The sequence below is a fragment of the Diaphorobacter sp. B2A2W2 genome (genome assembly GCF_056730635.1).
In genome coordinates this window covers 1-26,581 of record NZ_JBWZOR010000015.1, presented here as the reverse complement: position 1 = coordinate 26,581, position 26,581 = coordinate 1, and the positions used below count along the sequence as shown (strand labels likewise).

26 protein-coding genes are annotated in these 26,581 nt (G+C 66.2%); 18 read left to right on the top strand and 8 right to left on the bottom strand.

From position 1 onward, the window contains the following. Nucleotides 1–91 precede the first annotated feature (91 nt). The 6 genes from AC1PPL_RS18350 (at nt 92) to AC1PPL_RS18325 (ending at nt 4,973) form a co-directional block, all read left to right on the top strand. Nucleotides 92–379 carry a hypothetical protein gene (locus AC1PPL_RS18350; RefSeq protein ID WP_479973882.1) on the top strand — a complete coding sequence of 96 codons (288 nt, stop codon included), beginning with the start codon at nt 92–94 and terminating at the stop codon, nt 377–379. Next, entirely contained in the window at nt 376–1,182 is an 807-nt protein-coding gene (locus tag AC1PPL_RS18345; RefSeq protein ID WP_479973902.1) for a pseudouridine synthase, read from the top strand. Before AC1PPL_RS18350 ends, AC1PPL_RS18345 begins: the two co-directional genes overlap by 4 nt. Before the next feature lie 224 nt (nt 1,183–1,406). Beyond that, a complete protein-coding gene (locus AC1PPL_RS18340; protein WP_479973881.1) occupies nt 1,407–1,976 on the top strand; it encodes an MgtC/SapB family protein in 570 nt (189 codons plus the stop codon). 54 nt (nt 1,977–2,030) lie between these two features. Next, nucleotides 2,031–2,240, top strand: a complete 210-nt coding sequence (locus AC1PPL_RS18335) for a hypothetical protein (protein WP_011805706.1) — start codon at nt 2,031–2,033, stop codon at nt 2,238–2,240. A gap of 179 nt (nt 2,241–2,419) precedes the next feature. Beyond that, the gene (locus tag AC1PPL_RS18330) at nt 2,420–4,414 is read left to right on the top strand and encodes a hypothetical protein (RefSeq protein ID WP_479973880.1); all 1,995 of its coding nucleotides are present in this window, start codon (nt 2,420–2,422) and stop codon (nt 4,412–4,414) included. Nucleotides 4,415–4,499: 85 nt separating this feature from the next. Beyond that, nucleotides 4,500–4,973: an OsmC family protein gene (locus tag AC1PPL_RS18325; RefSeq protein ID WP_479973879.1), complete on the top strand. Its 474-nt coding sequence runs from the start codon at nt 4,500–4,502 to the stop codon at nt 4,971–4,973. A gap of 43 nt (nt 4,974–5,016) precedes the next feature. Here AC1PPL_RS18325 and ylqF read toward each other — a convergent pair whose 3' ends face one another. Further along, nucleotides 5,017–5,976, bottom strand: coding sequence for a ribosome biogenesis GTPase YlqF (ylqF, locus tag AC1PPL_RS18320; protein WP_011805709.1), 960 nt, complete (start codon nt 5,974–5,976; stop codon nt 5,017–5,019). A gap of 55 nt (nt 5,977–6,031) precedes the next feature. Between ylqF and AC1PPL_RS18315 the strand changes: the two genes are divergently transcribed. After that, entirely contained in the window at nt 6,032–6,253 is a 222-nt protein-coding gene (locus AC1PPL_RS18315; RefSeq protein WP_252101020.1) for a hypothetical protein, read from the top strand. A gap of 15 nt (nt 6,254–6,268) precedes the next feature. Next, nucleotides 6,269–6,478, top strand: a complete 210-nt coding sequence (locus tag AC1PPL_RS18310) for an oxidoreductase-like domain-containing protein (protein WP_312131784.1) — start codon at nt 6,269–6,271, stop codon at nt 6,476–6,478. 72 nt (nt 6,479–6,550) lie between these two features. Here the strand turns inward: AC1PPL_RS18310 and arsA are convergent, their stop codons facing one another. After that, nucleotides 6,551–8,311, bottom strand: a complete 1,761-nt coding sequence (gene arsA, locus AC1PPL_RS18305; RefSeq protein WP_479973878.1) for an arsenical pump-driving ATPase — start codon at nt 8,309–8,311, stop codon at nt 6,551–6,553. Between the two features lie 113 nt (nt 8,312–8,424). On the opposite strand from arsA, the gene AC1PPL_RS18300 reads away from it, so the two are divergent. Genes AC1PPL_RS18300 through AC1PPL_RS18280 form a run of 5 tightly spaced genes read left to right on the top strand, consistent with a single transcriptional unit; the run spans nt 8,425 to nt 12,038 of the window. Further along, nucleotides 8,425–8,748 carry an ArsR/SmtB family transcription factor gene (locus AC1PPL_RS18300; RefSeq protein ID WP_015912969.1) on the top strand — a complete coding sequence of 108 codons (324 nt, stop codon included), beginning with the start codon at nt 8,425–8,427 and terminating at the stop codon, nt 8,746–8,748. A gap of 22 nt (nt 8,749–8,770) precedes the next feature. After that, on the top strand, nt 8,771–9,256 hold the full coding sequence (locus AC1PPL_RS18295) for an ArsI/CadI family heavy metal resistance metalloenzyme (RefSeq protein ID WP_479973877.1): 486 nt from the start codon (nt 8,771–8,773) through the stop codon (nt 9,254–9,256). Between the two features lie 17 nt (nt 9,257–9,273). Further along, on the top strand, nt 9,274–9,771 hold the full coding sequence (locus AC1PPL_RS18290) for an arsenate reductase ArsC (RefSeq protein WP_479973876.1): 498 nt from the start codon (nt 9,274–9,276) through the stop codon (nt 9,769–9,771). 1 nt (nt 9,772) lies between these two features. Beyond that, nucleotides 9,773–10,855, top strand: coding sequence for an ACR3 family arsenite efflux transporter (arsB, locus tag AC1PPL_RS18285; protein WP_088887050.1), 1,083 nt, complete (start codon nt 9,773–9,775; stop codon nt 10,853–10,855). Nucleotides 10,856–10,871: 16 nt separating this feature from the next. Continuing rightward, nucleotides 10,872–12,038 carry an MFS transporter gene (locus AC1PPL_RS18280; protein ID WP_312791666.1) on the top strand — a complete coding sequence of 389 codons (1,167 nt, stop codon included), beginning with the start codon at nt 10,872–10,874 and terminating at the stop codon, nt 12,036–12,038. 46 nt (nt 12,039–12,084) lie between these two features. Here the strand turns inward: AC1PPL_RS18280 and AC1PPL_RS18275 are convergent, their stop codons facing one another. After that, nucleotides 12,085–13,002 (bottom strand): LysR family transcriptional regulator, encoded by a 918-nt coding sequence (locus AC1PPL_RS18275; RefSeq protein WP_479973875.1) that lies wholly within the window; start codon nt 13,000–13,002, stop codon nt 12,085–12,087. A gap of 213 nt (nt 13,003–13,215) precedes the next feature. On the opposite strand from AC1PPL_RS18275, the gene AC1PPL_RS18270 reads away from it, so the two are divergent. After that, on the top strand, nt 13,216–14,913 hold the full coding sequence (locus tag AC1PPL_RS18270) for a thiamine pyrophosphate-binding protein (RefSeq protein ID WP_088887052.1): 1,698 nt from the start codon (nt 13,216–13,218) through the stop codon (nt 14,911–14,913). A 169-nt stretch (nt 14,914–15,082) separates the two neighbouring features. On the opposite strand, the gene gshA is transcribed toward AC1PPL_RS18270, so the two are convergent. The 4 genes from gshA to ku all read right to left on the bottom strand — a co-directional run bounded on the left by gshA (nt 15,083) and on the right by ku (nt 21,489). Then, the gene (gene gshA, locus AC1PPL_RS18265; protein WP_479973874.1) at nt 15,083–16,615 is read right to left on the bottom strand and encodes a glutamate--cysteine ligase; all 1,533 of its coding nucleotides are present in this window, start codon (nt 16,613–16,615) and stop codon (nt 15,083–15,085) included. Nucleotides 16,616–16,787: 172 nt separating this feature from the next. Beyond that, nucleotides 16,788–17,699 carry an SDR family NAD(P)-dependent oxidoreductase gene (locus AC1PPL_RS18260; protein ID WP_479973873.1) on the bottom strand — a complete coding sequence of 304 codons (912 nt, stop codon included), beginning with the start codon at nt 17,697–17,699 and terminating at the stop codon, nt 16,788–16,790. 205 nt (nt 17,700–17,904) lie between these two features. Then, nucleotides 17,905–20,421, bottom strand: a complete 2,517-nt coding sequence (gene ligD / locus AC1PPL_RS18255) for a DNA ligase D (RefSeq protein WP_479973872.1) — start codon at nt 20,419–20,421, stop codon at nt 17,905–17,907. Between the two features lie 24 nt (nt 20,422–20,445). Continuing rightward, a complete protein-coding gene (gene ku / locus AC1PPL_RS18250; RefSeq protein ID WP_479973871.1) occupies nt 20,446–21,489 on the bottom strand; it encodes a non-homologous end joining protein Ku in 1,044 nt (347 codons plus the stop codon). Between the two features lie 875 nt (nt 21,490–22,364). Between ku and AC1PPL_RS18245 the strand changes: the two genes are divergently transcribed. The 4 genes from AC1PPL_RS18245 (at nt 22,365) to AC1PPL_RS18230 (ending at nt 25,494) form a co-directional block, all read left to right on the top strand. Beyond that, nucleotides 22,365–22,595, top strand: a complete 231-nt coding sequence (locus AC1PPL_RS18245) for an AlpA family phage regulatory protein (protein ID WP_479973870.1) — start codon at nt 22,365–22,367, stop codon at nt 22,593–22,595. Nucleotides 22,596–22,618: 23 nt separating this feature from the next. Further along, nucleotides 22,619–22,993 (top strand): hypothetical protein, encoded by a 375-nt coding sequence (locus AC1PPL_RS18240; RefSeq protein WP_234265020.1) that lies wholly within the window; start codon nt 22,619–22,621, stop codon nt 22,991–22,993. Between the two features lie 422 nt (nt 22,994–23,415). After that, complete coding sequence (locus tag AC1PPL_RS18235; protein ID WP_479973869.1) at nt 23,416–24,423, top strand: HTH-type transcriptional regulator ArgP; 1,008 nt, start codon at nt 23,416–23,418, stop codon at nt 24,421–24,423. A gap of 348 nt (nt 24,424–24,771) precedes the next feature. After that, nucleotides 24,772–25,494: a helix-turn-helix transcriptional regulator gene (locus AC1PPL_RS18230; RefSeq protein ID WP_479973868.1), complete on the top strand. Its 723-nt coding sequence runs from the start codon at nt 24,772–24,774 to the stop codon at nt 25,492–25,494. A 94-nt stretch (nt 25,495–25,588) separates the two neighbouring features. On the opposite strand, the gene AC1PPL_RS18225 is transcribed toward AC1PPL_RS18230, so the two are convergent. Further along, a complete protein-coding gene (locus AC1PPL_RS18225) occupies nt 25,589–26,485 on the bottom strand; it encodes a GIY-YIG nuclease family protein (RefSeq protein WP_479973867.1) in 897 nt (298 codons plus the stop codon). Between the last annotated feature and the right edge of the window lie 96 nt (nt 26,486–26,581).

The window sequence follows — 26,581 nt, the reverse complement described above, 5'->3', positions numbered from 1 at the left end:
GGGGGCCTGGCCGCTGCAGCCCCCGCCACTGTTATCATGGCTGTACAAACATCCAGTTAACACCCTATCGCCACGCAACGGCCACATCACCATGGGACTTGACCAGATCGCCATCGCCCTGCTGGGTGCCACCGCCGCCTGGCTGTCGCAGGCGCGCAGAACGGCGCTGCGCCGCTGGGCCTGCATCTTCGGGCTGCTGGGGCAGCCGTTCTGGTTCTACGCCTCGTGGAAGGCCGAGCAGTGGGGCATCTTTACCGTGTCCATCGTCTACATGGGCGCGTGGCTGCGCGGCCTGTGGGTGTATTGGCTCACCTCGCAGCAGGACCCGCCCCATTCGGGCCTGAGTACCATCCAGCTCACCCCGGGACGCAACCCCTGACGCCCGCGCACCCTCCGCTGCGCCTGCTGTGGCAGGACGCGCACATGGTGGCCGTTTTCAAGCCGGCGGGCTGGCTGGTGCACCGCACAGGTCTGGACGCGGGCGAAACGCGCTTCGTGATGCAGGCGCTGCGCAACCAGATCGGCCAGCACGTCTACCCGGTGCACCGGCTGGACAAGGGCACCTGCGGCGTGCTCGTCATGGCCCTGCATCCCGCCGCCGCGCGGGCCCTGGCCGATGCCTTCGCCCGGCATGCCGTGCGCAAGCAATACCTGGCGTTGGTACGCGGCTGGGCGCCGGCGCAGGCCGAAGTGGACCACCCGCTGCGCCCCGACGACGCGCCGCCCGACGCCCCCACCCAACCTGCCCATACGCGCCTCACGCGCCTGGCGCGGATGGAGCTGCCCGAGTCCAGCGACCCCCGCTTTGCCACGACGCGCGCATCGCTGGTGCTGGCCGAGCCGACCACGGGGCGCCGCCACCAGATCCGTCGCCACCTCAAGCATCTGGCCCACCCCATCCTGGGTGACGCCACCCACGGCAAAGGGCCGCTCAACCGTTGGTGGGCACAGCGCCTGGGCCTGCACCGCTTGTGGCTGCATGCGTGGCAGCTCAGCCTGCCCCACCCCGCAGACGGCCGCCTGGTCACGCTGCACAGTGGATTGCAGTGGCCCGCTGCCAGAACATCCACCACCGACAGCGCACCCCCGCAGCCAAACGCGGACGCAGCGCCGGATTGGCAGCAACACATCTGGACCCTGCCCTGGCAGCAGGACATCGAAGATTCGCTACCAAAAGAGTAGCTTATAGCGCTTACCCAGCAAGCGCTACCGGCCAATTTTTATCTAACGCCCTGCAGCTTTTCGGAGCATCCCGCCACCCGGCCGTGTCCTACCCACAGGAGCGGCGGCCGCCGCTGCCCACCCCGGTCTGCGCGCTTCACACTGGCGGCCATGCACCGTGCAGCGCCCCACGCTTTCCTCCCCGCTTTGCCCCTTTCTCGCCTGGTCTTCAGGCGTGGCACGCCATGACCGGCTGGTGGGCTGACGCCCTGGCCGTGGCCGCCCACGAGTTCTCGGACATTGGCGACCCCCAGCAAACCACGCGGGTGGTCTTGCGCATGGGCGTGGCCGCGCTGCTGGGCGGCCTGCTGGGGTGGGAGCGCGAGCAGGCCGGCAAGGCCGCGGGCATGCGCACCCACATGCTGGTGGCCATGGGCGCCGCGTTGTTCGTGCTCGTCGCGCAGCAGGCGGGCATTGCCCCGGCGGACAACAGCCGTGTGCTGCAAGGGGTGATCGCCGGCATCGGCTTCCTGGGTGCGGGCACCATCCTGAAGGGCGACGCGGAAAGTCAGGTCAAGGGCCTGACCACCGCAGCCGGCATCTGGCTCACGGCCGCCATCGGCGTGGCCGCGGGCCTGGGGCGTGAGAGCACGGCCATCCTGGGCACGCTGCTGGCAGTGGTGGTGCTGTGGGTGATTCCGCTGGTACAGCGCGCCGCCCCGACGGACCCGGGCCAGCCCGCGGCTCGACGCAAACGCCCGCGGCGCAAAACGCGCGGTGGTCTGACAACCGACACCCCGCAGGATGGCCTGTAATGCGGTAGGGGGCACCCGTCCCCCTTTTGACCGCAACGACCCAGGAGCACGCACATGCCCCAGCAAGCCACCATCCAAGGCCACGTCACCTACCGGGAAGGAGACGGCATGCCCATTGCCATTCCGGAAGGACCTGTGGAACTCACCTTCGCCACCGACAGCGTCACGCTGAGCTGGCGCGACGACAACAACACCGCAGGCCTCACCGCCCTGCCGCGCGACCAGTACGAGCTGTATGTCGCCGACGGCAAGATCGTGCTGTAGTCCCTCCCGCGTGCGGGCCCCGCTCGGCAAGGCCCCGCGCTGCCCGCCACAACGGCAGAACCCAGGCCCAGCCATGGCCGACGCCCCGCTACCCATGGCCCGTGGGGGCCCACGGGCCGCACATTGATGGCGCAGCGGTGTCGGCGCTACCATGCGCCACACAACCGTGCGCCTTTGCCATGTCCAGCCCCTCTTCATTCGTGCCTCCGCCTGCCAGCGCGGTCAAGCCGGCTCTGTCCGAAGAGCCCGGGCTGCCGGTGGACGACGGATTGTGCGCAGGCGATGCAATGGACGCGGCGCAACTGCGGCGGCTGCTCCAGGCCGCCCTGCCCGACAAGAGCCAGCACAAGGCAGCCGGCTGGTTCGGGCAGACGGACTTTCTGCTCACGCGCAGCCACGTGGATGAAGACCAGGACGCCTACCACGACGCCCTGTTCATCACTCTCTGGAAGCGCTGGGACTTCTGGCTCGCCCTGCCCCCGGCCGAGAGCGCACCTACCCACGCGCTGGCGCAGGCCTGGGCGCGGTTGCGCTCTGGCATCCCGCCTCCGCCCCCCGGCGCGGACGGCCTGGTGCGCCAATACCGCGCCTACGACAGCGCCGGCCAGCCCGGCGCATGGCAACCGCTCCCCGCACAGGCCGGGGCGGGCGACGCGGCAGCCGGCGCGCTGGTCGCCTGCGGAGAGGGCTGGCGCGAGGTGCTGGCCTACTGGCGCCTGGCCGAGGGCCAGCGCCGCGCCGGCCGGCCGGCGCGCGAGCGGCTGCATGCCACGCTCACCCCCGCACGCATCGAGGCGCTGACGCTGCTGCCCGTATTCACCACCCGCTACAACACATGGAGCGACCCCGAGCGCAACGGCTGGTGGGAGGGCGACGTGTGGATCGGCGCGCGCCAGCCCGGCCAGCAGGGGGGCCATTCATGGGGCCGGGCGCTCAAGTTCAGCTGGCGCAACGGCAGCGAGCGCGCTGGCGACCCCGAGGACGACGCACATGCCTGCTACCAGATCGACCTGACGCCCAGCGATGCCCTGCCGGAGGGCACGGCACACCCGAACGGCCTGCGCATCAGCTACAGCCAGCGCCAGAGCGATCCGCGCACGCCGCTGCCCAACCACGCCGTGCAGCACATGCAGCACCTGCTGGAGCTGTTCACCACGCTGGAGCAGCGCCTGCACGCCGCCCATGCACAAGAGCAACAGGCGCTGCACACCAGCGGCTTGTCCGGCGATGCCCCGCCCCTGCCCCGCCTGCCGCCCTTCGCGCCGCACGAGGCCGACGCCGAGGTGTTCGGGCCCGTCCTCATGGCGCTGTCGCACGACTGGCAGGCCCACGGCCGGGCCCACGCCGCCCGCGTGCGGGAGCACTGGCTGAAGCAGGCCGACGCCGCTGAGGCCGCGGCGGCCCTGGAGCACGGCACGGAACCCGCGGCGTCATCCGCTGAGGCGGCGGCCGCTGCCGTGGCGGCCGCTGCGGTAGGCGATGCTGTACCCGCCCATGGTGTGGCGCCCGGTGCCGCGGCAGCCGGCACGCCCCCGGTGACCGTACCGCCGCCCGCCCCTGTGCACTTCATGCCTGCGCAGCCCACCGACCCGCGCGGCCCCCAGGCTGGCGCCGTGCTGCAACTGGCACGCGCTGTACACGCGCTGGCCGACGGCGACCTGTCCGCACGCTTTCACCGGCGCTTTGCCTTCGCGCCCCATGTCTATGCCCACCACGCCGCACGCACCGGCCACGCCGTGGACGCCCTGCAGTGGCTGGAAGATGGCCGTCTGCTGGCCCGCACGGAGCCCGTGCATCCCACGCAAGCACCCGCGTGGTGGCGGGTCAGTGCCGATGCGTGGGCGCTGAGCCCCACGGCCGCACCGGCAAACCTGCCTGCATCGTGCCCCGCCGCCACCGTCCATGGCCTGCGTGTGGAGGGCGACGCACAGGGCGATCTGCACGGCCTGGCCGAGGACGGCACGGCCCTCTGGCGCCACCACATCGGCGGCGCCATCCTGGCGATCGCCGCAGCGCCCGACGGCCACACCCTGGCCGTGGGCAGCGCCAGCGGCTACCTGGTGCTGCTGCGCAAGGGCAGCGGCACCGACCCGGCCCTGCTCAGCACGTCGCGCTATGCGGAGCTGCGGCGCTTCATCTTCTGGGCGGATGCATCCAGCCCGCTGGCCTGGTAGGGGCAGCGCGTGCGTTGCTTCAATATCCATAGCTGCTCGCGCTTGACAGGCGGGCGCTAGAGGCATTTTTCATTCAAACACCACCATGGCCACTTACCACGCCGAAATCACCTGGACGCGCGACGCCACGCCGCAAGACTTCCTCAAGAACCGCTACAGCCGCCGCCACCTGCTGCGCTTTGACGGTGGCGCGCAGTTGGCCGGCTCCTCGTCGCCCCACGTCGTGCCGCTGCCCTGGTCCGACGCGGCCGCCGTGGACCCGGAGGAAGCCTTCGTCGCCGCACTGTCGAGCTGCCACATGCTGTGGTTCCTCTCCATCGCCGCGCGGCAGGGTTTATGCGTGGACGACTACTGCGACGCGGCCGAGGGTGTGATGGCCCGCAACGCCCAAGGCCGCATGGCCATGACCGTGGTCACGCTGCGCCCGGCGGTGCGCTTTGGCGGCAACCCGCAGCCCACGCACGAACAGTTGCACGCCCTGCACCATGAGGCGCATGAACAGTGCTTCATCGCCAACTCGGTCACCACCGAGGTGCGCTGCGATCCGGTGCTGGCCTAGGGCCTGTGAACTGCGCAGATCCTGCGAGCGGACCTGGCCCTGATCAGTCCTCGTCCCGCGGGGCGTTGCGCGCGCGGCGCTCGTTGCGGCGCAGCTGCTCGGCCTTGCGCGCGGCGCGTTCCTTTTCCTGCACCTCGGCGGCGGCCAGCCAGGCCTCGAACTCGGCCGGCGTCTCCAGCGTCACACGGCCCAGCGCTGCGCTGCGCAGGTCGGTGAGCACGATCTCGGCGGCCTTTTGCAGGTTGAGGCGCCCGCCGCTCATCACCGCGCCGCGCTTCCTGGCAATCAGCTCCAGCAGCTCATCATCGTGCTTGGCGGCGATGGCCGCCGCGTCCAGCCCCAGCTTGTAGCGCGCGTCCAGCAGCGGTGCGTAGTGCTGCTTGAGGTAGGCCAACAGTTCCAGCGCCACTTCTTCCTCGTCGTACGCATTGCGGCCCACGGCGCCGCTGGCGGCGAGCTTGTAGCCGCTTTCGGGCACGGTGATGCGCGGCCACAGCATGCCAGGCGTGTCCCACAGGTAAAAGTCATCGTCCAGCACGATGCGCTGCTCCTGCTTGGTCACGCCGGCCTCGTCGCCCGTCTTGGCTTCGCGCTTGGCGGACAGGGTGTTGATCAGCGTGGACTTGCCCACATTGGGAATGCCGCAGATCAGTACCCGCATGGGCTTGGAGAGGCCGCGCCGGTTGGGCGCAAGCTGCCGGCACGCGTCGATGAGCCGACGCGCGGGCGCGGCGTCGGACGCATCCAGCGCGATCGCGCTCGTGCCGGGCCGCGCGTTGTACCAGGCCAGCCACGCGGGCGTGCGCGCCGGGTCGGCCACGTCCTGCTTGTTGAGCACCTTCAGCGCAGGCTTATGGCCCGTCAGCTCGGCCAGCAGCGGATTGCTGCTGGAGCCGGGCAAGCGCGCGTCCAGCAGCTCGATCACCACGTCGATGTCCTTGATGCGCTCGCCGATCGCTTTGCGCGTCAGGTGCATGTGACCGGGAAACCACTGGATGGCCATGGACTGTGTACTTTCACGAATGGGGCTTGCGAAGCCGCCAAGGATAATCGCCGCCATGCCCTCTTTCTCCCAGCGCAAACAAGATTCCGAGCTGCTGCTCAAGGGCGCGGTGTGCGCGCTCATTGGCGTGATCATCCTGCTGGCCCCCTACATAGCCCGCTCGCCCGACGTGCGCGAGATGATGGCCCAGGGCCACGTCATGGGGTGGTTCGCGCTGGTGCTGGGCTGCGCCTTCCTGGCGCGCTACGGCCTGATCCGTTGGCGCGGGCGCCGGTAAGGCCCCGTCACCTTCATGCTGGAAGCCACCCGCCAGCGCTTCGCCGCCCTGCAGGCGCAGGCCGCCCACGCCGGTGTAGCGCTGCGCCCACCGCCGCCTGAGCCCACCACCTGCTGCGGACGCGGGTGCAACGGGTGCGTGTGGGAGGGCTTTTATGCGGCGGCGCAGTGGTGGTGCGAAGATGCGCAGGGCGCGCTGGCGCAGCCTGGCGGGGGCTCCTCCTGACGCTGCACCGGGGCTGAATGTGTGCAGCGGCCCGCGAGGCTCTTGCATGCCAGGAAGGGAGGCCTCTGCAGGTCAAGGCTCCAGCAGATCCCCCAGCGCCTTTGCGCCCACGGGCGGGGTCGCCGCCCATGGAATCAGATAGAACCGGCCTTGCGCCAATGCTTGAACCCGCTCCATCTGCCGCCTCTCGCTATTCAACCGGGCCTGAAGAAGGGGATCGCGGGTGTTGCTGGCCAACAGTGACTTGTTGACCACCCAGGCGAAGGTGCCGATCCGGGCCCGCTGCAGGTCCTCCTTCAGCGCGGCGGCCTGCGACACCGGAGTGGCCTCGGGCAACGTCACCAGAATGATCTTGGTGTAGTCAGGGTCCTGCAGCCGCATCAGGGGCGTGGTGATGCGCCCCGACGCCTTGCCTTCAAACTCCCGCACCATCTGGCGGTGGTAGGCACCCGTGGCATCCATGAGCAGCAGCGAGTGGCCCGTGGGCGCGGTGTCGAGCACCACGAACGCACTGCGGGCCTGAGACACCACATGCGAGAACGCATGGAAGATCGCCACTTCCTCCGTGCATGGAGAACGCAGATCTTCCATCAACAGGTCCTTCTCCGCCGGGGTCATGCCGGCCGACTTGGCGGCAACGACCTTGTCCACGTATTTCTGGGTCTCTGCTTTGGGGTCAATGCGCCCGACGGTCAGGCCCGGGATCTCGCCGTCGAGCGTCACCGCCAAGTGGGCGGCGGGGTCCGTGGTGCTCAGGTGCACGGACTTGCCGAGCTTGACCAGTCCCAGGGCGATCGCCGCGGCAATGGTGGTCTTGCCCACGCCACCCTTGCCCATCACCATGATCAATCCACGCTCGCCCCGCGCCAGCTCCGCCACCAGCGCGGACAGTTTCTGGTGCGCGAAGTCGGGTGCTTCCAGGGCGGCCACAGGCACCTCGGTCGGTGATGGCGACAGCAGCGCCCGCAGCGCCTGCAGCCCCACGGAATCGACGGGCCGCATGGGAATCACGTCGGCCGCCAGACGTTTCAGCGCCTGCGGCATCTCCCGCATGGCCTCCTGTCCCAGAGCCTCGATGGCCAGGGCGACGGCATCGCGAGGGTCTTGCGCCTTGAAAACCGCGTTGATCACCAGGCGCTGGTGGGAAAGGCCCAACTCACGCAGTTCGTCTGAAGACCTGGCGGCTTCGTTGAGCGCTCCCGCCTCAGGCCTCGCCACCAGAACAATGGTGGTGAGCGAAGCGTCGTTCAGGGATGCCAGCGCCCGGTTGAAAAGCTGCTCCTGCATCTTCAACCCCGAATGCGGCCCCAGGCAGGATGCTCCGCGGTCATTGCCCTTGAGGAACCCGCTCCATGCCTTGGGCAGGCTGAGAAGCCTCAAGGTATGGCCCGTGGGGGCGGTATCGAACACGACATGGTCGAAATCCCGCCCTCCTTCCGACAGAAGTTGAGAGAACTCATCGAAGGTGGCGATCTCGGTGGTGCAGGCACCCGAGAGTTGCTCGCGCACGAGGTCCACCTCCTCAGCCGTAGCCTGCGTGCCCATCTGTTCAATGACACGGGCACGGTAGTTCTGCGACGCGGCTTCCGGATCGATGTTCAGGACCATCAGGCCCGGAACCCCTGGCACAGGAACCGGATAGTTGCGCAGCGCAATGCCGAGCATTTCATCGAGGTTCGATGCCGCATCGGTACTGACCAATAGAACCTTCTTACCCGCGTCTGCCAAGGCGATGGAAACCGCTGTGGATACCGAGGTCTTGCCGACACCACCCTTGCCGGTGAAGAACAGGTACCTGGTGGGCGCGTCCAGAAGGGTGAAGTGAGATGGCATAAGCGTTCGTGGTCAATGCACCGAATGGGCGGGGATAAGAGGGTGCCTCAGGCATGCGTAATGTTGCGCCAAAGGAATTTACAATATTTCCATTATCGTTGTATAGTCGTCTTATGCAAGAAATCGATGTCATCCGCTCCCTCGCAGCGTTGGCCCAAGAAGTACGCCTGCGGGTGTTTCGCGCACTGGTCGTGGCTGGCGCAGAGGGACTCACGCCAGGCTCGTTGTGCGAGCAACTGGCGGTAGCACCCAACACCTTGTCCTTTCACCTCAAGGAGCTCGTGCACTCCGGCCTCGTCAGCCAGGAGCGTCAGGGGCGCAACCTGATCTACCGGGCCTCCTTCGACACGATGGACGATCTGCTCGGCTACCTCACGGAGAACTGCTGCCAGGGCGCGTCCTGCCTGGCGGAGACGGCAAAGAGCTGCGACTGCTGACCCACTTTTGAAGGAGAACCCCATGAAGCGATTCCATGTCCACCTGCATGTGGAAGACCTGGCCCAGAGCATCCGTTTTTACTCCCAGCTCTTCGCGGCCGAGCCCGCTCGCGTGGAGGCCGATTACGCGAAGTGGATGCTCGACGATCCGCGGGTCAACTTCGCGATCTCCACGCGGGGCACCTCCCCAGGCTTGGATCACCTGGGCTTTCAGGTGGACGACGCGGCCGAACTGTCAGAACTGAAGGCCAGGGCCGCATCGGCCGACATGGCCCTGCTCGACGAAGGCGCCACCACCTGCTGCTATGCGCGCAGCGAGAAGCACTGGGTTACCGACCCGCAGGGCATCGCGTGGGAGCACTTTCACACGCTCGGCGACATTCCCATGTTCAACGAGTCCAGCCCAACGGCTGCCGCCGGCGCGTGCTGCGCGCCAAAGGCGCCTGCGGCCACGGCATCCAAGGCGCCCTGCTGCGGGCCCGCCATTTCCTCATCCACCTGCTGCTGATCCGCTGAAGGTCCTTCATGACGACGCCCTTGCACGTTCTTTTTCTCTGCACGCACAACTCCGCGCGCAGCATCCTGGCCGAGGCCTTGCTCAACGCCATGGCGGGCGGGCGCTTCAAGGCCTGGTCTGCCGGCAGCAGCCCGCGCGACAACCAGCAGCCGCATCCCCTGGGTCTGCAGGTCCTGCAAAAAGCAGGCGTCTCCACTGAGGGCTTGCGCAGCAAGAGCTGGGATGAGTTTGCCGCCGCAGGCGCGCCCACGATGGATCTGATCATCACCGTGTGCGACAACGCCGCGGGAGAGGTCTGCCCGATCTGGCCGGGGCACCCCGCAACGGCGCACTGGGGCTTTGCCGACCCTTCAGAAGGCGACGCGCCTGATTCAGAAAAGCTGGAAGCCTTCCGCCAGACGCTGCACCTGATCAAGCGCCGCCTGGACCTGCTGATCAACCTGCCCGCCGACAAGCTGGAGAAAGCGGTATTGCAGACCAGCGCCCGCGAACTCGCAGGGAAATGACATGAGTGCCCAGTGCGAAACCACCGCCCAACGCGCGGCAGGCGCTCCCATGAGCGTGTTCGAGCGCTATCTCACCGTGTGGGTGCTGCTGTGCATCGTGGTGGGCATCGGGCTGGGCCAGGCGTTTCCCGGTGCAGCGCGGACCATTGGGTCGTGGGAAGTGGCCCGCGTGAACCTGCCGGTGGGGCTGCTCATCTGGGTGATGATCATCCCGATGCTGCTCAAGGTGGACTTCTCCGCCCTGGGCGAGGTGCGGCACCACGTGCGCGGCATCGGGGTCACGCTGTTCGTGAACTGGTTGGTCAAGCCGTTTTCCATGGCCTTTCTCGGCTGGCTGTTCATCCGCCAGTGGTTTGCCCCCTACCTGCCAGCGGACCAACTGGACAGCTACATCGCCGGCCTGATCCTGCTGGCCGCTGCCCCCTGCACGGCCATGGTGTTCGTATGGAGCCGCCTGACCGGCGGCGACCCCCTGTTCACGCTGTCCCAGGTCGCGTTGAACGACAGCATCATGATCGTGGCGTTCGCGCCGCTGGTGGCCTTCCTGCTCGGCCTGTCGGCCATCACGGTGCCATGGGACACCCTGCTCACCTCGGTGGTGCTGTACATCGTCATTCCGGTGGTGCTGGCCCAGTGGTGGCGGCGCGCCTTGCTGGCACGGGGGCAGGCCGCGTTCGATGCGGCACTCCAGCGCATCGGGCCGTGGTCCATTGCGGCGCTGCTGCTCACGCTGGTGCTGCTGTTCGCCTTCCAGGGCGAGGCCATCCTGCGCCAGCCCCTGGTCATCGCACTGCTGGCCGTGCCCATCCTGATCCAGGTGTTCTTCAACTCGGCGCTGGCCTACTGGCTCAACCGCGCGGCGGGTGAAAAGCACGCGGTCGCCTGCCCATCCGCCCTGATTGGCGCATCCAACTTCTTTGAACTGGCCGTGGCCACCGCCATCAGCCTGTTTGGCTTCGAGTCGGGCGCGGCACTGGCCACGGTGGTGGGCGTGCTCATCGAAGTGCCGGTGATGCTGCTGGTCGTCAAAGTCGTTAATTCATCCAAGGGCTGGTACGACGCGGGTGCAAAGCGTGCAGCGTAGAACCACCACCACGCTGATGCTGGGCGTAGCCCAGACACTGGCGTGGGCGTCGTCGTACTACCTGCCGGCCGTGGTGGCCGCGCCGATGGGGCGAGACGTCGGCATGTCCTCGTCGGCGGTGTTTGGGGCGTTCTCGATGGCGCTGCTGTTTGCCGCAGCAACCGGCCCCTGGGCGGGGCGCGCCATTGACCGGGCTGGTGGGCGGCCGGTACTGGTCGTCAGCAACCTGGTGTTTGCCGCAGGGCTCGCGGCGCTCAGCCTGGCCTCACAGCCCGCCCATGTCTTTGCTGCCTGGGCCCTGATGGGCCTGGCCATGGGCAGCGGCCTCTACGAAGCCGCGTTCGCCACCGTGGTCCGCCTGCATGGCCAGGACGCCCGGCGGGCGATCACCGGCATCACCTTGCTGGCAGGCTTTGCAAGCACGATCGGCTGGCCATTGACGGCCTCCCTGGAGTCGGCGTTCGGCTGGCGGCAGGCCTGCCTGACATGGGCGGCGCTGCATCTGCTCATCGGCCTGCCGCTGAACGCGATGCTGCCCACGGCCGCGCCGGCCGCTTCGGCCGATGCGCAGGCCGCTGCGGCAGGGAGCCCTCATCCACAGCCAGCGGCAAGCGTGGCACCGGCCCGGCGGCGTGCGGCCGTGCTCATGGCCTGCGTGTTTGCCATTGCGTGGTTCAACAGCACCGCGATGGCGGCGCATCTGCCGCAGGTCCTGCAGGCTTCGGGTGTGGCCTTGGCTGGCGCGATCGGCATTGCGGCGCTGGTGGGGCCGGCCCAGGTCGCGGGGCGATTGGTCGAATTCACCGTGCTCAAGCGGTCGCATCCGCTGTTGTCGGCGCGGCTGGCCACGCTGGCACATCCGCTGGGCGTCGTACTGCTGATGCTGCTGGGCAGCCACGCGGCGCCCGCGTTCGCCGTGCTGCACGGGCTCGGCAACGGCATCCTGACCATTGCCATCGGCACCCTGCCGTTGCTGATCTTCGGCGCACAAGGCTATGGGCAGCGGCAGGGGTTCCTGATGGTGCCCGCGCGCATCGTGCAGGCCGGGGCGCCGTTCCTGTTCGGGCTGGCCGTGGAGCGCTGGGGCGGCGCGGCGCTCTGGCTCTCCGCCACACTGGCGGTCCTGGCGTTTTTGGCACTGGCCGCCCTGGCCGCAGGCATGAACCGGTCCGGCGACGCTTGACCACTATTGCCAGGGAGGGTGTCCGCCCGCAATGCGCACCATGCGCTCATCCACCAACGCGGCCCAGCTCCCGCTGGCCCGCCACCTCCCGCAGCCACGCCCTGAAGGCCTTCACCCCCGCCGACTCTGCACGCGCCAGTGGCACCACGAGGTAGTACGCATCGCTGCTGGTCAGCACGCCACCGGGCAGCTCCACCAGCGCGCCGCTCGCCAATTCCTCCTCCATCAGAAACCGCGGCAGCAGGGCCACGCCCAGGCCGGAGATGGCGGCCTGGGCGATCATGGCGAACTGCTCGAAGCGCGGGCCGCGCAGGGCCTGGGGCGCGGGCACGCCCTCCTGCTCGAACCAGTCGGCCCACAGCATGGGGCGCGTGGTCTGGTGCAGCAGGGTCAGGCCGGCCACGCCGGCAGGGGTCTCGATGCGGTGGCGGGTGCGCAGCGCGGGGCTGCACACCGGCACCACTTCTTCGTGCATCAGGTAGTCGCACACGGCGCCGGCCCAGTGGGGCGCACCGTAGTGGATAGCGGCGTCGAACGGTTCCTGGGCGAAGTCAAAAGGCTCGCCACGGGCAGAAAGATTCACTGTCAGCTCCGGGTGCAGCGCGGCGAACGCAGGCAGGCGCGGCACCAGCCAGCGTGCGCCCAACGTGGGCAGCACCGCCAGGTGCAGGAGTCCGCCGCCATCGGCCAGGGCCATGGCCTTCTGCGTGGCGGCACCGAGCTGCTGCAGCACGGCGCGTACGTCGGCGGCGTACAGGCGCCCCGCATCCGTCAACACCACGCGCTGGCGCACCCGGGTGAACAGGGCCTGACCGAGTTGTGCCTCCAGTTGGCGCACCTGGCGCGAGACGGCGCTTTGCGTGAGGTGCAGCTCCTCCGCCGCACGTGAGATGCTGGCGTGGCGCGCGGCGGCCTCAAAGGCGAGCAGGTCGGCCACGGGCGGCAGGAAGAGTTTGCGAAACATGGCGTTAATTCATGCAATCAGAGAATGAACCCTACCAAGGCTTGTGGTAACGCATAAGGCGCCAGCGCTTGATCCATAAGCGCTGGCGGCAGGCAGGGCTGAGACGGGATATTGCCACTTGATGCGGTTTAAGCAACAAGTCGTTCCGCTTTTTTGCTATGCAAGCGCGCATGGCTGGGCGATATTTGCAACTTCGCCTTCTCTTGGACCTCCATGCCGCACACCGCTACCTCCACCGCCGCATCCCGCACGGGCGGGCAGATCCTCGTCCAGCAGCTCATCGTGCACGGCGTGCAGCAGCTCTTTTGCGTGCCGGGCGAGAGCTACCTGGCCGTGCTGGACGCCCTGCACGACGCCAACATCGCCGTCACCGTGTGCCGCCAGGAGGGCGGCGCGGCCATGATGGCCGAGGCGCAGGGCAAGCTGACCGGCCGCCCGGGCATCTGCTTCGTGACGCGCGGGCCGGGGGTTACCAACGCATCGGCGGGCATCCACATCGCGCACCAGGATTCGACGCCGTTGATCGTCTTCGTAGGCCAGGTGGCGCGCGGTGCGCTGGGGCGCGAGGCGTTCCAGGAGCTGGACTACGGCGCCGTGTTCGGCACCATGGCCAAGTGGGTGGTGCAGATCGACGATGCGCGGCGCGTGCCGGAGCTGGTCTCGCGCGCATTCCACGTCGCCACCTCGGGCCGCCCCGGCCCCGTGGTGGTGGCCCTGCCCGAGGACATGCTGACCGATGCCGTGCAGGTGGCCGATGCCCTGCCCTACTCCGTGCCCGAGACCTACCCCGGCGCGCCCGCACTGCAGGCACTGGCGGCGCGGCTGCAGGCGGCCGAGCGGCCGGTGGTCATCGTGGGCGGCAGCCGCTGGTCCGACCAGGCGGTGCGCGACATGCAGGCCTTTGCCAGCGCCTGGCGGCTGCCGGTGTATTGCTCGTTCCGCCGGCAGATGCTATTCCCGGCCAGCCACGCCAGCTACGCGGGCGACCTGGGCCTGGGCGTCAATCCCCAGCTGCTGGCGCGCATCCGCGCGAGCGACCTGGTGCTGGTGCTGGGCGGGCGGCTGTCGGAGATCCCCTCGCAGGGCTACGAGCTGTTCGACATTCCCGTGCCGGCGCAGCCGCTGGTGCATGTGCATGCCGACGCCGACGAGCTCGGCCGGCTCTACCGCCCGGTGCAGGCCATCCACGCCACGCCGCAGGCCATGGCCGCCGCCCTGGCCAGCCTGCGCCCCGCGGCCGAGCCGCGCTGGACCGCGCACACCGAGGCTGCGCGCGCCGAGTACCTGGCCTGGAGCGACCCGGCGCCCATCCGCATCCCCGGCAAGCTGCAGATGGGCGAGGTGATGCAGCACCTGCGCGAAGTGCTGCCCGCCGACACCATCTTCTGCAACGGTGCGGGCAACTTCGCCACCTGGGTGCACCGCTTCTGGCCGTTCACCACCTATGCGAGCCAACTGGCCCCCACCAGCGGCTCGATGGGCTACGGCCTGCCGGCCGGCGTGGGCGCCAAGCGCCTGTGGCGCGAGCGCGAGGTGGTGGTGTTTGCGGGCGACGGCGACTTTCTGATGCATGGCCAGGAGTTCGCCACCGCCGTGCAGTACGGCCTGCCGCTGATAGTGGTGCTGTTGGACAACGCCATGTACGGCACCATCCGCATGCACCAGGAGCGCGAGTACCCCGGGCGCATCAGCGCCACACAGCTCAAGAACCCCGATTTCAAGGCCTATGCCCAGGCCTTCGGCGGGCACGGCGAGCGCGTGGAGCGCACCGAAGACTTCGCCCCGGCACTGGCACGCGCACGGGCGAGCGGGCTGCCGAGCGTGCTGCACTGCCTGATCGATCCGCAGGCGATCACACCCACGGGAACGCTGGATGGCATCCGGTCGGCGGCAATGGCGCGCAAGGGGTGATCTGAAGGGCTAAATGGGGCTCTGCGCTTGTGGGGCAAGCGCGGACAGCTATCGTTTTTGAGTTTTTGCTGCCGAATGCTTGGGTGCCGACCGGGTTATGCGCCCCCGCGCAGCAACATCAAAAAGAATAGCTGGCGGCGCTTACACCATAAGCGCCGCCCTCAAAAAACTACCCCAACTGCTCGACCGCCATGAACCGCTCGCGCCACGCCTCGAACGGCAGGTCATCTGCCACTTCAATGGCCCGCTGCTCCTCCAGCGACCGCTCGGCCAGCGCCTGGTAGCGCGCCTGCTGCGACTCGCTCCAGGGCTGCCCCAGCAGGATGTCCCGCGCCGACTGGGAATGCGCAAGTGCGAAGGCGGTGAAGTCGTTGTCATGCTGCTGTTGCAGCTCGGCCAGCACGCGCGCGGACGGTGTGGAGTGCGGGGCCGCCAGTGTCGCCTGGGCCGCCGTGAGCGCGTGCGCATAAGCCTCGCCGCCGTGGGCGGCATCCAGCGTGGCGGCGATGGGCGTGCATTCGGCCAGCACCTCGGCGGCCCAATCGGTCAGCAGCACACGCTGGCCGCGGCGCATGAGCTGCAGGCCGGCCTCGCGCCCGCGCTCGGCCGCCAGGTGCTGGTTGTTCTTGAGTTCGGCGATCTCGGCCGGCGTGTCGGGCGGGCTGTCCGACAGCAGGCAGTGCAGCAGGAATACGTCCAGCAGGCGCATGGTGTCGGCGGTGATGCCCACGGGCACGAACGGGTCCAGGTCCATCAGGCGCACCTCGACATACTCCACGCCGCGCTCGCGCAGCGCGTGCAGCGGGCGCTCGCCGCTGTGGACGGTGCGCTTGGGCCGGATGGTGCCGTAGAACTCGTTCTCGATCTGCAGCAGGCTGGTGCCCATCTGGTTGTAGTCGCCGCCGGGGTTGCGCACGCCAATCGCCTCGTAGGCCGGATAAGGCCGCGTGAGCGCCTCGTGCAGCGAATCGGCATAGCCCTGCAGGCCGTTGTAGCTGACGGCCAGCGTGGCCTGGGCGTCGCTCTGGTAGCCCAGGCGCCCCATGCGCAGCGAAGTGGCATGCGGCAGGTACAGCGCGCGCTTGCCGTCGCCCAGCGGCTGCAGGCTGTGTTGCCGCCCTTCGACGAAGCACGGGCACAGCGCAGGCGATGCACCAAACAGGTACAGGAGCACGAACGCGTGCCGACGGAAGTTGCGGATCAGCGCAAAGTACTCGTCGCTGCCTACGCCGGGCAGCGACCAGTTGTAATGAATGCCCGAGATGGTCTGCATGCGCCGGCCGTAGCGGTGGCCCAGGCCCATGCGGTACACGCTCTTGGCACGCCCCGGGTTGGACGAGCCGTAGCGCGCCAACGGAATGGTCTCGTCCGTAGGCAACATGCAGGGCATGCTGGACACCCAGAGCATCTCGCCGCCCGGCTGCTGCTGCAGCACGCGGTGCACGAACTGGTGGATCTCGGTCAGTTCATCCTGGCATTCCTGCACCGTGCGGTGGGCACCGGTGATGAGCTCGATCTGCGATTCGCTGTAGTCCGTGGTGATGCAGGGGTGCGTGAGGGCCGAGCCCAGCGCCACCGGATGGGGTGTGAGCGCCAGGGCACCCGTGGGCAGCACGCGCAGCCCCTCCTTCTCGATGCCGCGGCGCATGCCTGCCAGCCGGTCGGCGGACAGGGCTGCGATTCGCTGTGGGAGTGTGCTCATGGTGGTGGTTGTTCCATCTTTTTTGAGGTGGGGCCGGAACTTAGCACGCCGCGCTGCGGCCTGCCCGCGCCCACGTCAAGCGCCGGCCTGACACCGGGGAACTGCCACCGCCCTCAGCACGGTCGCTTTTGGTACGGTAGCAGCGGGGCAGCACCGCCCCGGACAGGCCGTGTCAGCGGTGCGCAGCCAGGGCCTGCGCCACCTCGTTCGTCCCCTGCGCGGCGCCGCTTTGCGGTACCTGCTCACCCGCTCCGCGGGCCGTCACCTCGGCCAGGCGCGCGGCCAATTGCTCCGGCACATCGGCACCTTGCCCCAGGTGGATGCCCTGGGTGAGCGTGATGTGCGCGGCCTCGAATGTGCCCGCGCCTGCACACAGGATGGTGCGCGTGGGCGCGCTCTCATGCGCCAACACCAGCATGGCGGGCACCACCGCATCGGGCTGGAGGGCAGCCAGCACGTCCTCGGGCATCAGGCCCTCGGTCATGCGGGTGGCGGCCGTGGGTGCCAAGGCGTTCACATGGATACCGTACTTGGCCCCTTCGATCGCCAGCGTCTGCATCAACCCCACCTGCGCCAGCTTGGCCGCGCCGTAGTTGGCCTGGCCGAAGTTGCCGTACAGGCCCGTGGAGGACGTCGTCATCACGATGCGCCCATAGTTCTGCGCCTGCATGTGCGGCCACACCGCCTTGCAGCAATGGGCCGCGCCCATGAGGTGGACCTGGACCACGAGGGCAAAGTCCGCCATGTCCATCTTGGCAAACGACTTGTCGCGCAGGATGCCGGCGTTGTTCACCAGGATGTCCACGCGACCCCACGCGTCCATGGCCTGCTGCACCATGGCCTGCACGGCCGCGAAATCGGTCACCGACGCACCGTTGGCCAGCGCCTCGCCGCCTGCGGCGCGGATCTCGTCCACCACGGCCTGCGCGGCGGACACCGAGCCGCCGCTGCCGTCCACGGCACCGCCCAGATCATTGACCAGCACCTTGGCGCCACGCGCTGCCAGCGCCAAAGCATGCTGACGGCCCAGGCCGCCACCCGCACCCGTCACGATGGCCACACGGCCGTGGAAATCAAGGAACATGTTGAAGTCTTTGAACGAAGGATTGCCACCAGACACGCAGGCCCGCGGCCACCGGTGGCCGGACACACGCGCAGCGAAAAGAAATGGCCCCGGCCGATGACCGGGGCGATTCAAAGGATACAGTAAGCAACCAGGTTCAATCAGCGGCTGCCTAGACCGCTTGTATGCCTTCGCCCCACCATGATTGCATGCAAGGCCACCAGGGCTATGGGTGACGTTTTTCCCCAAGCGCCTTGATCGCCGGCCCGATGGACACGGCAGCCTCGTCATAGCCCGACCAGGGGCCATTGCCCGTCTTCAAGCGCCGGTCCACGGTCTGCACCGTCCAGTGGGCGCCACCCGTGAGCGCGTCCAGTTCCTGCCAGGCGACGGGCACGGACACGCCCATGCCCGGCCGCGCGCGCGCCGTCCACGCACAGGCCGTAGTGGCGCCAAAGCCATTGCGCAGGTAGTCCACAAAGATCTTTCCCACGCGGTTGCGGGGCCCGCTCTTGGCCACGAAGCGCTGCGGCAGGGTGCGCGCCAGATGCTGCACCACGGCTTGGCTGAAGTCTTTCACGGCATCCCAGCCGTGCAGTCGCTTGATGGGCACCACCACATGCAGCCCCTTGCCGCCGCTGGTCTTAAGGAACGATGGCAGGCCCAGCTCGGTGAGCATCAAGCGCACGAGCGCTGCGCCCTCTTGCACGTGCGCCCACGGCACGCCCTCGCCCGGATCCAAGTCGAAGGTGATGCGGTTGGGCCGCTCGATCCGGTCCTTGCGAGCATTCCATGTGTGAAACTCCACGGTGTTCATTTGCGCGGCCGACAGCAGGCCCTGCGCCGTGGCCACTTCCAGCAGCGGCGGGTGGCCAGGATCCAGGTCGGGTGACAGCGCACTCACCCCGTCCAATGCCCCCGTGTCCAGGTGCTTTTGAAAGAAGAGCTCGCCCTCCAGACCTTGCGGCGCCCGCAGCAGGGATACCGGCCGCCCCTGCAGGTGGGGCACCATGAGGGGCGCTACCGTGGCGTAGTACCGCACCAGATCAAGCTTGGTGAACCCGGTGGAGGGATCCACCACGCGCGCCGGACTTGTCACCTGCAGCCCCCCCACGCGCGCGGTGCGGCTGGGCGCAGCCCCCTGCAGGTGCGCAGGCTCCTCGTGGACGATGGCGGCGGCGGGCTTGTCGTCGCGCAACCCGCGGAATACGGCGTGGCGCACCTTGCCCTCCTTCGTCCATTCGGCGAAGGAAACCTCCGCCACCAGCGTGGGCCTCACCCAATGCACCTTGCGGGGGATGGAGCGCGGCTGGGCAAACGGGCTGTCCTGGGTGCGCAAAGCGCCCAGCCGCCGGGCCAGGTCCGAGAGGACGCGCTCGCTGAAACCCGTGCCCACATTGCCGGCATAGCGCAGGGCGCCGCCCTCGTCATGCACGCCCAGCAGCAGTGAACCGATCCCTGTGCGTGAGCCCTGCGGGTCGGTGTATCCGCCGATGACGAACTCTTGTCGATGGCTGCACTTGAGCTTGATCCAATCCGTGCTGCGGCGGGAGGCATACACGCTGTCCTTGCGCTTACCGATCACCCCTTCAAATCCCAGCCGGCAGGCCGAGGCCACCAGGTCCGCCGGCCGTGCTTCGAAATCTTCGCTGAACCGCACCCGGTCTGAGGAGGCTGGCTGCAGCACGCTGCGCAGCAGCGCACGCCGTTCAGCGAGGGGCAGTTGCCTCAGATCGCGCCCGTGCGCAAAAGGCAAGTCGAAGGCGTAAAAGACCAGCGCGTCGGTCGATCGCCCGTCAAACGCGTTCTGCAGCGCCTGGAAGTCGGGGACACCCTGGGCGTCCAGCACCAGCACCTCGCCGTCGATCCATGCAGAGGACAGCGGCAAGGCGGCCAGCGCTTGCGCCAGGGCGGGCATCCTCGAGGTCCAGTCGTTGCCGTTACGGGTGTACAGCCGTGCCTTGCCGCGCTGAACCCGCGCCAGCATGCGATAGCCGTCGAACTTGAGCTCCCACAGCCACTGCGAAAGGTCGGCCGGCGGTCCGTCCACCAGCGTGGCGAGTTGCGGGGATAGCTGGTCAGGCAGCGGTGCCGTGGGCGCGGATGTCCACGGCACCGCCGCTGCCGTGGGAGGCTGAATCTGCGCGGGCCCGGCCCTCTGAGCGAATGCGCGCGCTGGTGGCGCAACCGGCGGCTGGTCTGCCACGCTGTCGGGCATTTCGTCCACCACGTTGAATTCCTCGGCCGCACGCTCCAGCCCGTCGCGCTCCTTGATCAGCAGCCAGGGGGGCTGCTTATCGTCGTCCCGGCCATGCATACGCACCAGGGTCCAGTGGCCGTGCAATTTGTGGCCGTGGATCTCGAACTTGAGCTTCCCCTTGCGGTAGTCTTCGCGCGGATTGCCCTGCGGCACCCAATAGCCGCGGTCCCAGATGATGACCCGCCCCGCACCGTATTGGCCCGGCGGGATCTGCCCTTCGAATTGGTTGTAGGAAATTGGGTGGTCTTCCACCTGCACGGCCATGCGTTTGTCCGCCGGGTCGTAACTGGGGCCCTTGGGTACGGCCCAGCTCTTCATGGTGCCGTCCAGCTCCAGGCGCAGGTCATAGTGCAGGCGGCTGGCCCAGTGCTTCTGGATCACGTACTGCAGCGCCTGCGACTGCGCTCCGCCGTCCGCGGGCTCTGGCGTCACGGCAAAGTTGCGCTTTTGCTTGTACGCCGCCAGCGGGTCTTTGCGGGGCATGGTCCGTCGCCTTGTCCGGCACCGCTATCCGTGTGCGCGGCGAGGTTTCTTGGCCGCAGTGGGCTTGGCAGGCGCCGCCTTGGCCGCCGTCTTGCGGGCCGGTGACTTTTTGGCGGCGGTCGATTTGACCGCTGCCTTGCCCGCCGGTGCAAGGCGGGTCACGGAGGCAGGTTTGTCCTTGCGCGGCGGGGTGGCCGAGGCGCCCTCCAGGCTGCGCTTGAGCAAGGCGGTGAGGTCCAGCACCTCCGCCCCCGCAGCCACCGCCGGTCCTTCATCCGGCTGAGCGACATGGGCAATCTCTCCCGCAGAGGCCTTGGCCTCGACCAGCCTGTGGATCTCCTCAGAGAAAGAATTGCGGAAGCGGTCCGCGTTCCACTCCTGCGTCATGTCCTCGATGAGCTGCATGGCCATGGCCAGCTCCGCGTCCTTGATACCCGCAGCTTTCGCATCCAGCGGCGGCAGGGCCAGTTGCTCGAACGAGCGGATCTCCCCTCCCCAGCGCAGCAGGTTGAGGATCAGCGCTCGGCCGCACGGAATGAGCACGGCCAGGTGCTGCTTGGACTGGATCACCACTTTGGCCACGCCCACGCGGTTGCTCTGGCGCAGGGCCTCGCGCAGCAGTGCGTACACCTTTTCGCCACGCTTGAGGGGCGCCGTGTAATAGGGGCGCTCCAGGTAGACAAAGGGGATCTCGTCGGCGTCAAGAAACGCCTCGATCTCGATCGTCTGCGTGACCTTGGGAAAGGCGGCCGCGATTTCCTCGGGCGTCAGAATGACGTAGCGGCCTTCTTCATACTCCACACCCTTGACGATATCGGCCGTGGCGATTTCCTTGCCCGTGATTTTGTTCACACGCTTGTACCCCACCGGCTCCATCGACCGGCGGTCCAGCCAGTCAAAGTCGATGCCCGAGCTGACGGTCGCCGAGTACAAGCCCACGGGAATATGGACGAGGCCAAAGCTGATCGCCCCCTTCCAGAGGGTGCGTGTCGAGGTGGGGGCCTTGCCCTGCCCCTGCTTCGCGTTAGATGGCAGAGCGTCGCTCGCGGTCGGTTGCTTAGATCGCATGTGCAAACGCTACCATGGCGCAGGGACGCAGATGTAGGACAGCGGTTGCTTCTATCGTGGTGGAATCTCCGATCATCCTGGGGCGTCGGACTATGTGCGGAAGCTTCTTGCCGTCGGCCTGATGTGCGGACGCTGCCGCATCCCCATCGCCGCGCCCCCGGTGCATCGCCCTGCACCGACAACTGCGCTGCCCGCGCAAGAACCAGCGGCTCGCTCTGCTTGTTCAGGCAGCCTGGCAGGCACCAGCACTAAGCCACACGTTCATAGGCAGCCCCGTGTGCGCCCCGTTCGGCGCAATCCACGCCCTCTTCCCCAATGCAATCAATATTCACATAAAAAGGCTGCAACCCCTACCTAGAAAGCGCCAGCAGCTCCTATTTTTAGAGCAAAAAAAGCCCGGTGTTCAGACCGGGCGTTGTGCGAAAGTTGACGGGGTTACAGGAGTAGCACCTACTGCCTCCTAGACGCCGGTAAGCGTCACTCCCACTCTATTGTCAATAGCCGGTCGCGCCTCAGAGGAAAAGCGCGTTGCGTGATGGCCGAGAAAACGCTCGATACCGACAAATCTACCGTCGTCTTCGAGAGTCCTTCACAAAGCTCATTGCTGTCGATCTCAGTCATTGACGGTGCGCCGCAGCGATTTGAATACGAAAGTGGCATTTTCTGTAGCGCGATGACGGTATCAGGTGCTCTTTGCGAAAGGAGAAGACGGTACCCCAGAGTGGATTGACGGTATCACAACCTTCCTTGCCCCGGACTCGCTCGGCTCGCACTGACAGGTGGATACCGATGCACGATTTAGGACTGAATCCAGCAAGGCGACTGAAGCCTATTGGTCTCACAGTGAAGGCGTTACTTCAACCGGGAGACACGTCGTGCAGCTCCGCCACTTCCATCACTCTGCAGATCATATCGACACACCAGCAGCCGTGCTCCTGCGCATGCGCACGGTGATGAAGATCACGGGTCTTGGTCGCTCAACGATCTATCGCTTGATGGCGAGCCATGAGTTTCCCAGTCCGGTGCGGCTTGCTGCGCGCGCCATTGCGTGGCGAAGCACTGATATTGATTCTTGGAGTCAGACTCGGCCCACCGTGCCCCATTGACCAATTCGAAATGGGATCAAGACATGGGCCTGATTCACGAGCCGAACACTACACAGTGGAGGCCAGGTGATCTGGTCATCCACGATTCCGACGCCAAGCGCGCCGACATGCTCATGATCATTCTGGAGCGCGATGCCACTGGCATCTTTCGCACCCGATACGCATTCCCTTGGGCACAGCCCAGACCTTGGCGCCGGAAGATCTGGCGCAACACATTGGAGTGGCTTCACGATCCTGCGCGTTTTGGGATCATCGTTCCACGTCTGGCTATGTCTTCAAGCGAGCATTTTCAATACCGCCCCCAACATCATCAGTCCGAGAACTACCCCACCCCATCGCCAGGTGCTGAAGCGGTAACGGTGGTTCAGCCAGATGGCTCGACGAAGCCGGAAAACTGACAGCAAAAGAACTGCCGCTATCAACACTGGGCCGACGATCCCAAGTTGCAGGTTCGAAAGGGAAATCAGGAGAACGGCGGCCACGGGCCAGGCCAGAGCGTCCAAAGCAGCAAGACTCCTCCTGCCCGACCATTGGGGGGCATCTTGTCTAGGTTCGTGAGCAACCAGCAGCCACATAGGTCATCTCCGTTTTTTGCCATTTCGAGGGTGCCACATTCCTCCAAGCGATTCAGTCCGCACGGCAACCATGTGTAATTTCTGTCTTGCAGAAATCTGTCTCACCTCCTTGAATTGCAAATTATCGATACCGCCTGTAACTCCTCGGAAGCGATTGACACCCGAAAACTATCGACACATTTTTCGCTTGACCAATTAAATAGCGCAGGTTGGCAACCGCGTCAGCCAGACATCGGGAGATACCCATGCTGGATCGTGATCAGTTGGAAACTTTTGCGGTGGTGATTGAGCAGCAGAGCTTTGAAAAGGCAGCAACTGCATTGAGCATCACGCGGGGTGCCGTATCTCAGCGCATCAAGGCGTTGGAAGAATCGTTGTCCACGGTACTCGTGCTTCGTGAACGGCCCGTATCACCGACTCCTGCGGGTGAAGTTCTGCTGCGGCACGTGAAGGCACTAAGAGTCATGGAAGGGTCTGCCCTGCAGGCTCTGGCGCCTCAGCCAAAACTCCACGCCCCTGTTCCGCTGTCCATTGCAGTGAATGCAGACTCCTTGGCCACTTGGTTTCCGGAGGTTTTAAAAGAACTGCTGTTGAGCCAGTTGGTTGCGTTGGAGGTGGTTGCTGATGACCAGGATCACACATCACAGCTGCTATCCCGTGGCGAAGTCATCGGGTGCATCTCCACAAGTGCGAAAGCGGCAGACGGTTTCGCTGCCGAATGTCTGGGTGCCATGGAGTACCGCTGCTACGCGACGCCTGAATTCGCGGCACGAGCCTTCCCAGACGGATTGACCGTGCCTGCGGTTCTCGCCGCACCCGCAGTCCTCTTCAATCGAAAAGACTCCCTGCATGACGACTTCCTGAAAAGCCGGTTCGGTTTTTCGATTGACCGGTACGCAAAACACTTTTTGCCTTCCCCTGTGGCCTTGCTGGAGGGTGTGGCGATTGGGGCAGGTTATGGACTGATCCCAAGCACTCAGGCCCAACCTCTGGTCGAAAGCGGACGGCTCCTAGATCTGTGTCCCAACCACAGCGTCATGGTCGATCTGTACTGGCACCACTGGGAGCTCGAACCGCCATTGGCCCACGACGTCACTGCGTTGATCGTCAAGGTGGCTCACCGAGAACTGGTTACAAGCGAAGTCGAGACGCCAGTGGTGAAAGCTGGGCCGGGCGACTCAGCATCAAGACTTCGTCACGTCAACCCTGTGGTGACCGCCCACAATGCCAAAGCCGACTGCAACACTCAGTGATGCAGCAAGGCCGGCAACCAGCGAGGAGGCGTCAGCCTGCGGTGCAAAAAGGCCAAACCAACTGGCCACATAAACGCATCCAGACACGACAAGCCCCGTGACCATGGTGGCCCTGGCACGTTGAGGGGTCAGACTGATGCCTGACAGCAGGGCAATGAAGCAGACGCCGACGCTGGCCAGGTAAATGATGTTGACCGACACCATGGTCTCGACGATGCCCTGGTCCCGTGAGGCAAGCGCAGCCCCGATGATGAGGGCTGCTGTTCAGCAAGCTGGTGCGCGAAGGCCATGAAGCATTTACTGCCAGGTGCTGAATCCAACAGGCACGCTTCGCAAAGGTGCGACAGCATGGACGATGTGCGCGTTTTACAGCTGCTACCTCTGATCGCAGACGTCAGCTCTTCTGGCGAAGTGCTATTGCTCTTTCACGAGGTTGTTGCCGGCCTGGGTGCCGACGAGGGCGTCTTCTTGAGCTGCCTCCGGGATGATGCAACCCGAACCTCCTTTCGGTCTATGTGGGCGTGCGACCCGGCATGGGCGGCGGAATACGCGTCGAACCGTTGGTTCGAACACGACCCCTGGTTACGGTATGCATCGAGCAATGCGGAACCCATCCGTTCCAGCGAATTGGCCTGCTCATCGAATGAGGAAGTCAATTTCGCCCACGCAGCGGCACAGCATGGCTTCACCTCAGCCCTGATTGCACCTGCTCCCAGCCCCGTTGGCCTCTCCCGGGTGGGCGTCCTGTGCCTGGGATCAGCGGACCCCAGTAGGTTTGACGGCGAAAATTTCTCCATGATGCGCGTGCTGGCAAGCGCGCTCGCCATGGAATTGCATCATTGGATCGCGAAATCTATGCGCGAAGAACTGCTTCAAGGGGTGCGCCTCACAGACGCCGACCTGCAACTCCTGCACCACGAGGCCGCCGGTCATAGCAGCAAGGTCATAGGCGCGGCCATGAATCTGGAAGCCAAAACCATCGACTGCCGCTTCCAGCGGCTCAATGCCAAGTTGGGGGCGCCTGATCGGCGCACTTCGGTGCGCGTCGCACGCCTCTATGGACTCCTTTAGGCTGGAAGCAGTCGTTACAGTGCAAATGAGGCTTCGCACGGCGACGTAGCAGGCCACGGGCTCATGTGAAGCGTCGCCTTCTTTGTTGACTCTGTCAGTTCCTGTTCAGACCGTGCGTCCGGGAACCCAATGCGACCTTCCAGTGGCTTTCGCGAGCGATCACCGCAGCTGGCTCTGTTGAGGCAGGCAGGGTCTCCAATAGAGTGAAGCGGAACTCATTTTCCCGGCCAGGTGTCTCCATCAAAACCTGGATCAACTCAACGTTGTTCCCGTGGCCGGTACGCACGTAGTCACCCCATCGCTGCCACAGACCGAGGCCGCCGTATGCGGAGCCAACGTACTGCCGGCCACTCTGCTCGTCGGTGATAAGGTAAATTGCGGAGATTGCCGATAGCTCGCGCTGCCATACTGGATCGGGCAGCGCAATGCGCAACTCGCTCATCACCACACTGACGTTGTCCAGCCCTGGAAATGGAACAGGGCAATCCGGCAGAAGTCGCACCGGATAAGAGTCGCTCAGCTTGAGGACGCGGCGCCAAACGATTGCGGGAGGACCGATGTAGACCTCGAGCTTGAGTCTTTCGTCCTGTAGAAGATCGACTTCCTGCAGTGTGTGGAAGTAGCTCGGCTCATACCCTAGCTTCTCGAAGGTGCCATTTAGAAGGCCCATGCTGAGAGCCTTGCTCGTTGGCATCACGCCAGTGACCTGCCAGGCACCGAGCAGCAGGCCGTAGTGGTCGCGATGCCCAAAGAAGCTTATCACCAGCGTGCCGACCTTCTCCGGGTTCTTCTGGTTAGCCTGGTAAAGCGCAAGCGCAGGTGTTCCGATGTGCTTGACTAGCGGGTATTTCTGGTCTTTGTGCCGATATAGCACCACGCGCTGCTTTGCGGGGTCTACTGCGCGGTCAAGCAGCAGTTGGTAGAGCTGCTGGCCGTCGACGGGGAGCGGCGGTACGGGAGCAGTGTTGGAGACGGCTGTCTTTGTCAGCATTACTGGTTGTTCCTGCTTTGAATGTCAGAGTGACCTATGCATGAATAGCCACGAGCGGATTCTACGACCGGCCTCTTGGCCGACTGGATATGCCAA

Coding starts and splice junctions, on each gene's coding strand:
- AC1PPL_RS18350 (WP_479973882.1), top strand. CDS start 92: ATGGGACTTGACCAGATCGCCATCGCCCTGCTGGGTGCCACCGCCGCC.
- AC1PPL_RS18340 (WP_479973881.1), top strand. CDS start 1,407: ATGACCGGCTGGTGGGCTGACGCCCTGGCCGTGGCCGCCCACGAGTTC.
- AC1PPL_RS18335 (WP_011805706.1), top strand. CDS start 2,031: ATGCCCCAGCAAGCCACCATCCAAGGCCACGTCACCTACCGGGAAGGA.
- AC1PPL_RS18330 (WP_479973880.1), top strand. CDS start 2,420: ATGTCCAGCCCCTCTTCATTCGTGCCTCCGCCTGCCAGCGCGGTCAAG.
- AC1PPL_RS18325 (WP_479973879.1), top strand. CDS start 4,500: ATGGCCACTTACCACGCCGAAATCACCTGGACGCGCGACGCCACGCCG.
- ylqF (WP_011805709.1), bottom strand. CDS start 5,976: ATGGCCATCCAGTGGTTTCCCGGTCACATGCACCTGACGCGCAAAGCG.
- AC1PPL_RS18315 (WP_252101020.1), top strand. CDS start 6,032: ATGCCCTCTTTCTCCCAGCGCAAACAAGATTCCGAGCTGCTGCTCAAG.
- AC1PPL_RS18310 (WP_312131784.1), top strand. CDS start 6,269: ATGCTGGAAGCCACCCGCCAGCGCTTCGCCGCCCTGCAGGCGCAGGCC.
- arsA (WP_479973878.1), bottom strand. CDS start 8,311: ATGCCATCTCACTTCACCCTTCTGGACGCGCCCACCAGGTACCTGTTC.
- AC1PPL_RS18300 (WP_015912969.1), top strand. CDS start 8,425: ATGCAAGAAATCGATGTCATCCGCTCCCTCGCAGCGTTGGCCCAAGAA.
- AC1PPL_RS18295 (WP_479973877.1), top strand. CDS start 8,771: ATGAAGCGATTCCATGTCCACCTGCATGTGGAAGACCTGGCCCAGAGC.
- AC1PPL_RS18290 (WP_479973876.1), top strand. CDS start 9,274: ATGACGACGCCCTTGCACGTTCTTTTTCTCTGCACGCACAACTCCGCG.
- arsB (WP_088887050.1), top strand. CDS start 9,773: ATGAGTGCCCAGTGCGAAACCACCGCCCAACGCGCGGCAGGCGCTCCC.
- AC1PPL_RS18280 (WP_312791666.1), top strand. CDS start 10,872: ATGCTGGGCGTAGCCCAGACACTGGCGTGGGCGTCGTCGTACTACCTG.
- AC1PPL_RS18275 (WP_479973875.1), bottom strand. CDS start 13,002: ATGTTTCGCAAACTCTTCCTGCCGCCCGTGGCCGACCTGCTCGCCTTT.
- AC1PPL_RS18270 (WP_088887052.1), top strand. CDS start 13,216: ATGCCGCACACCGCTACCTCCACCGCCGCATCCCGCACGGGCGGGCAG.
- gshA (WP_479973874.1), bottom strand. CDS start 16,615: ATGAGCACACTCCCACAGCGAATCGCAGCCCTGTCCGCCGACCGGCTG.
- AC1PPL_RS18260 (WP_479973873.1), bottom strand. CDS start 17,699: ATGTTCCTTGATTTCCACGGCCGTGTGGCCATCGTGACGGGTGCGGGT.
- ligD (WP_479973872.1), bottom strand. CDS start 20,421: ATGCCCCGCAAAGACCCGCTGGCGGCGTACAAGCAAAAGCGCAACTTT.
- ku (WP_479973871.1), bottom strand. CDS start 21,489: ATGCGATCTAAGCAACCGACCGCGAGCGACGCTCTGCCATCTAACGCG.
- AC1PPL_RS18240 (WP_234265020.1), top strand. CDS start 22,619: ATGGGCCTGATTCACGAGCCGAACACTACACAGTGGAGGCCAGGTGAT.
- AC1PPL_RS18235 (WP_479973869.1), top strand. CDS start 23,416: ATGCTGGATCGTGATCAGTTGGAAACTTTTGCGGTGGTGATTGAGCAG.
- AC1PPL_RS18230 (WP_479973868.1), top strand. CDS start 24,772: ATGGACGATGTGCGCGTTTTACAGCTGCTACCTCTGATCGCAGACGTC.
- AC1PPL_RS18225 (WP_479973867.1), bottom strand. CDS start 26,485: ATGCTGACAAAGACAGCCGTCTCCAACACTGCTCCCGTACCGCCGCTC.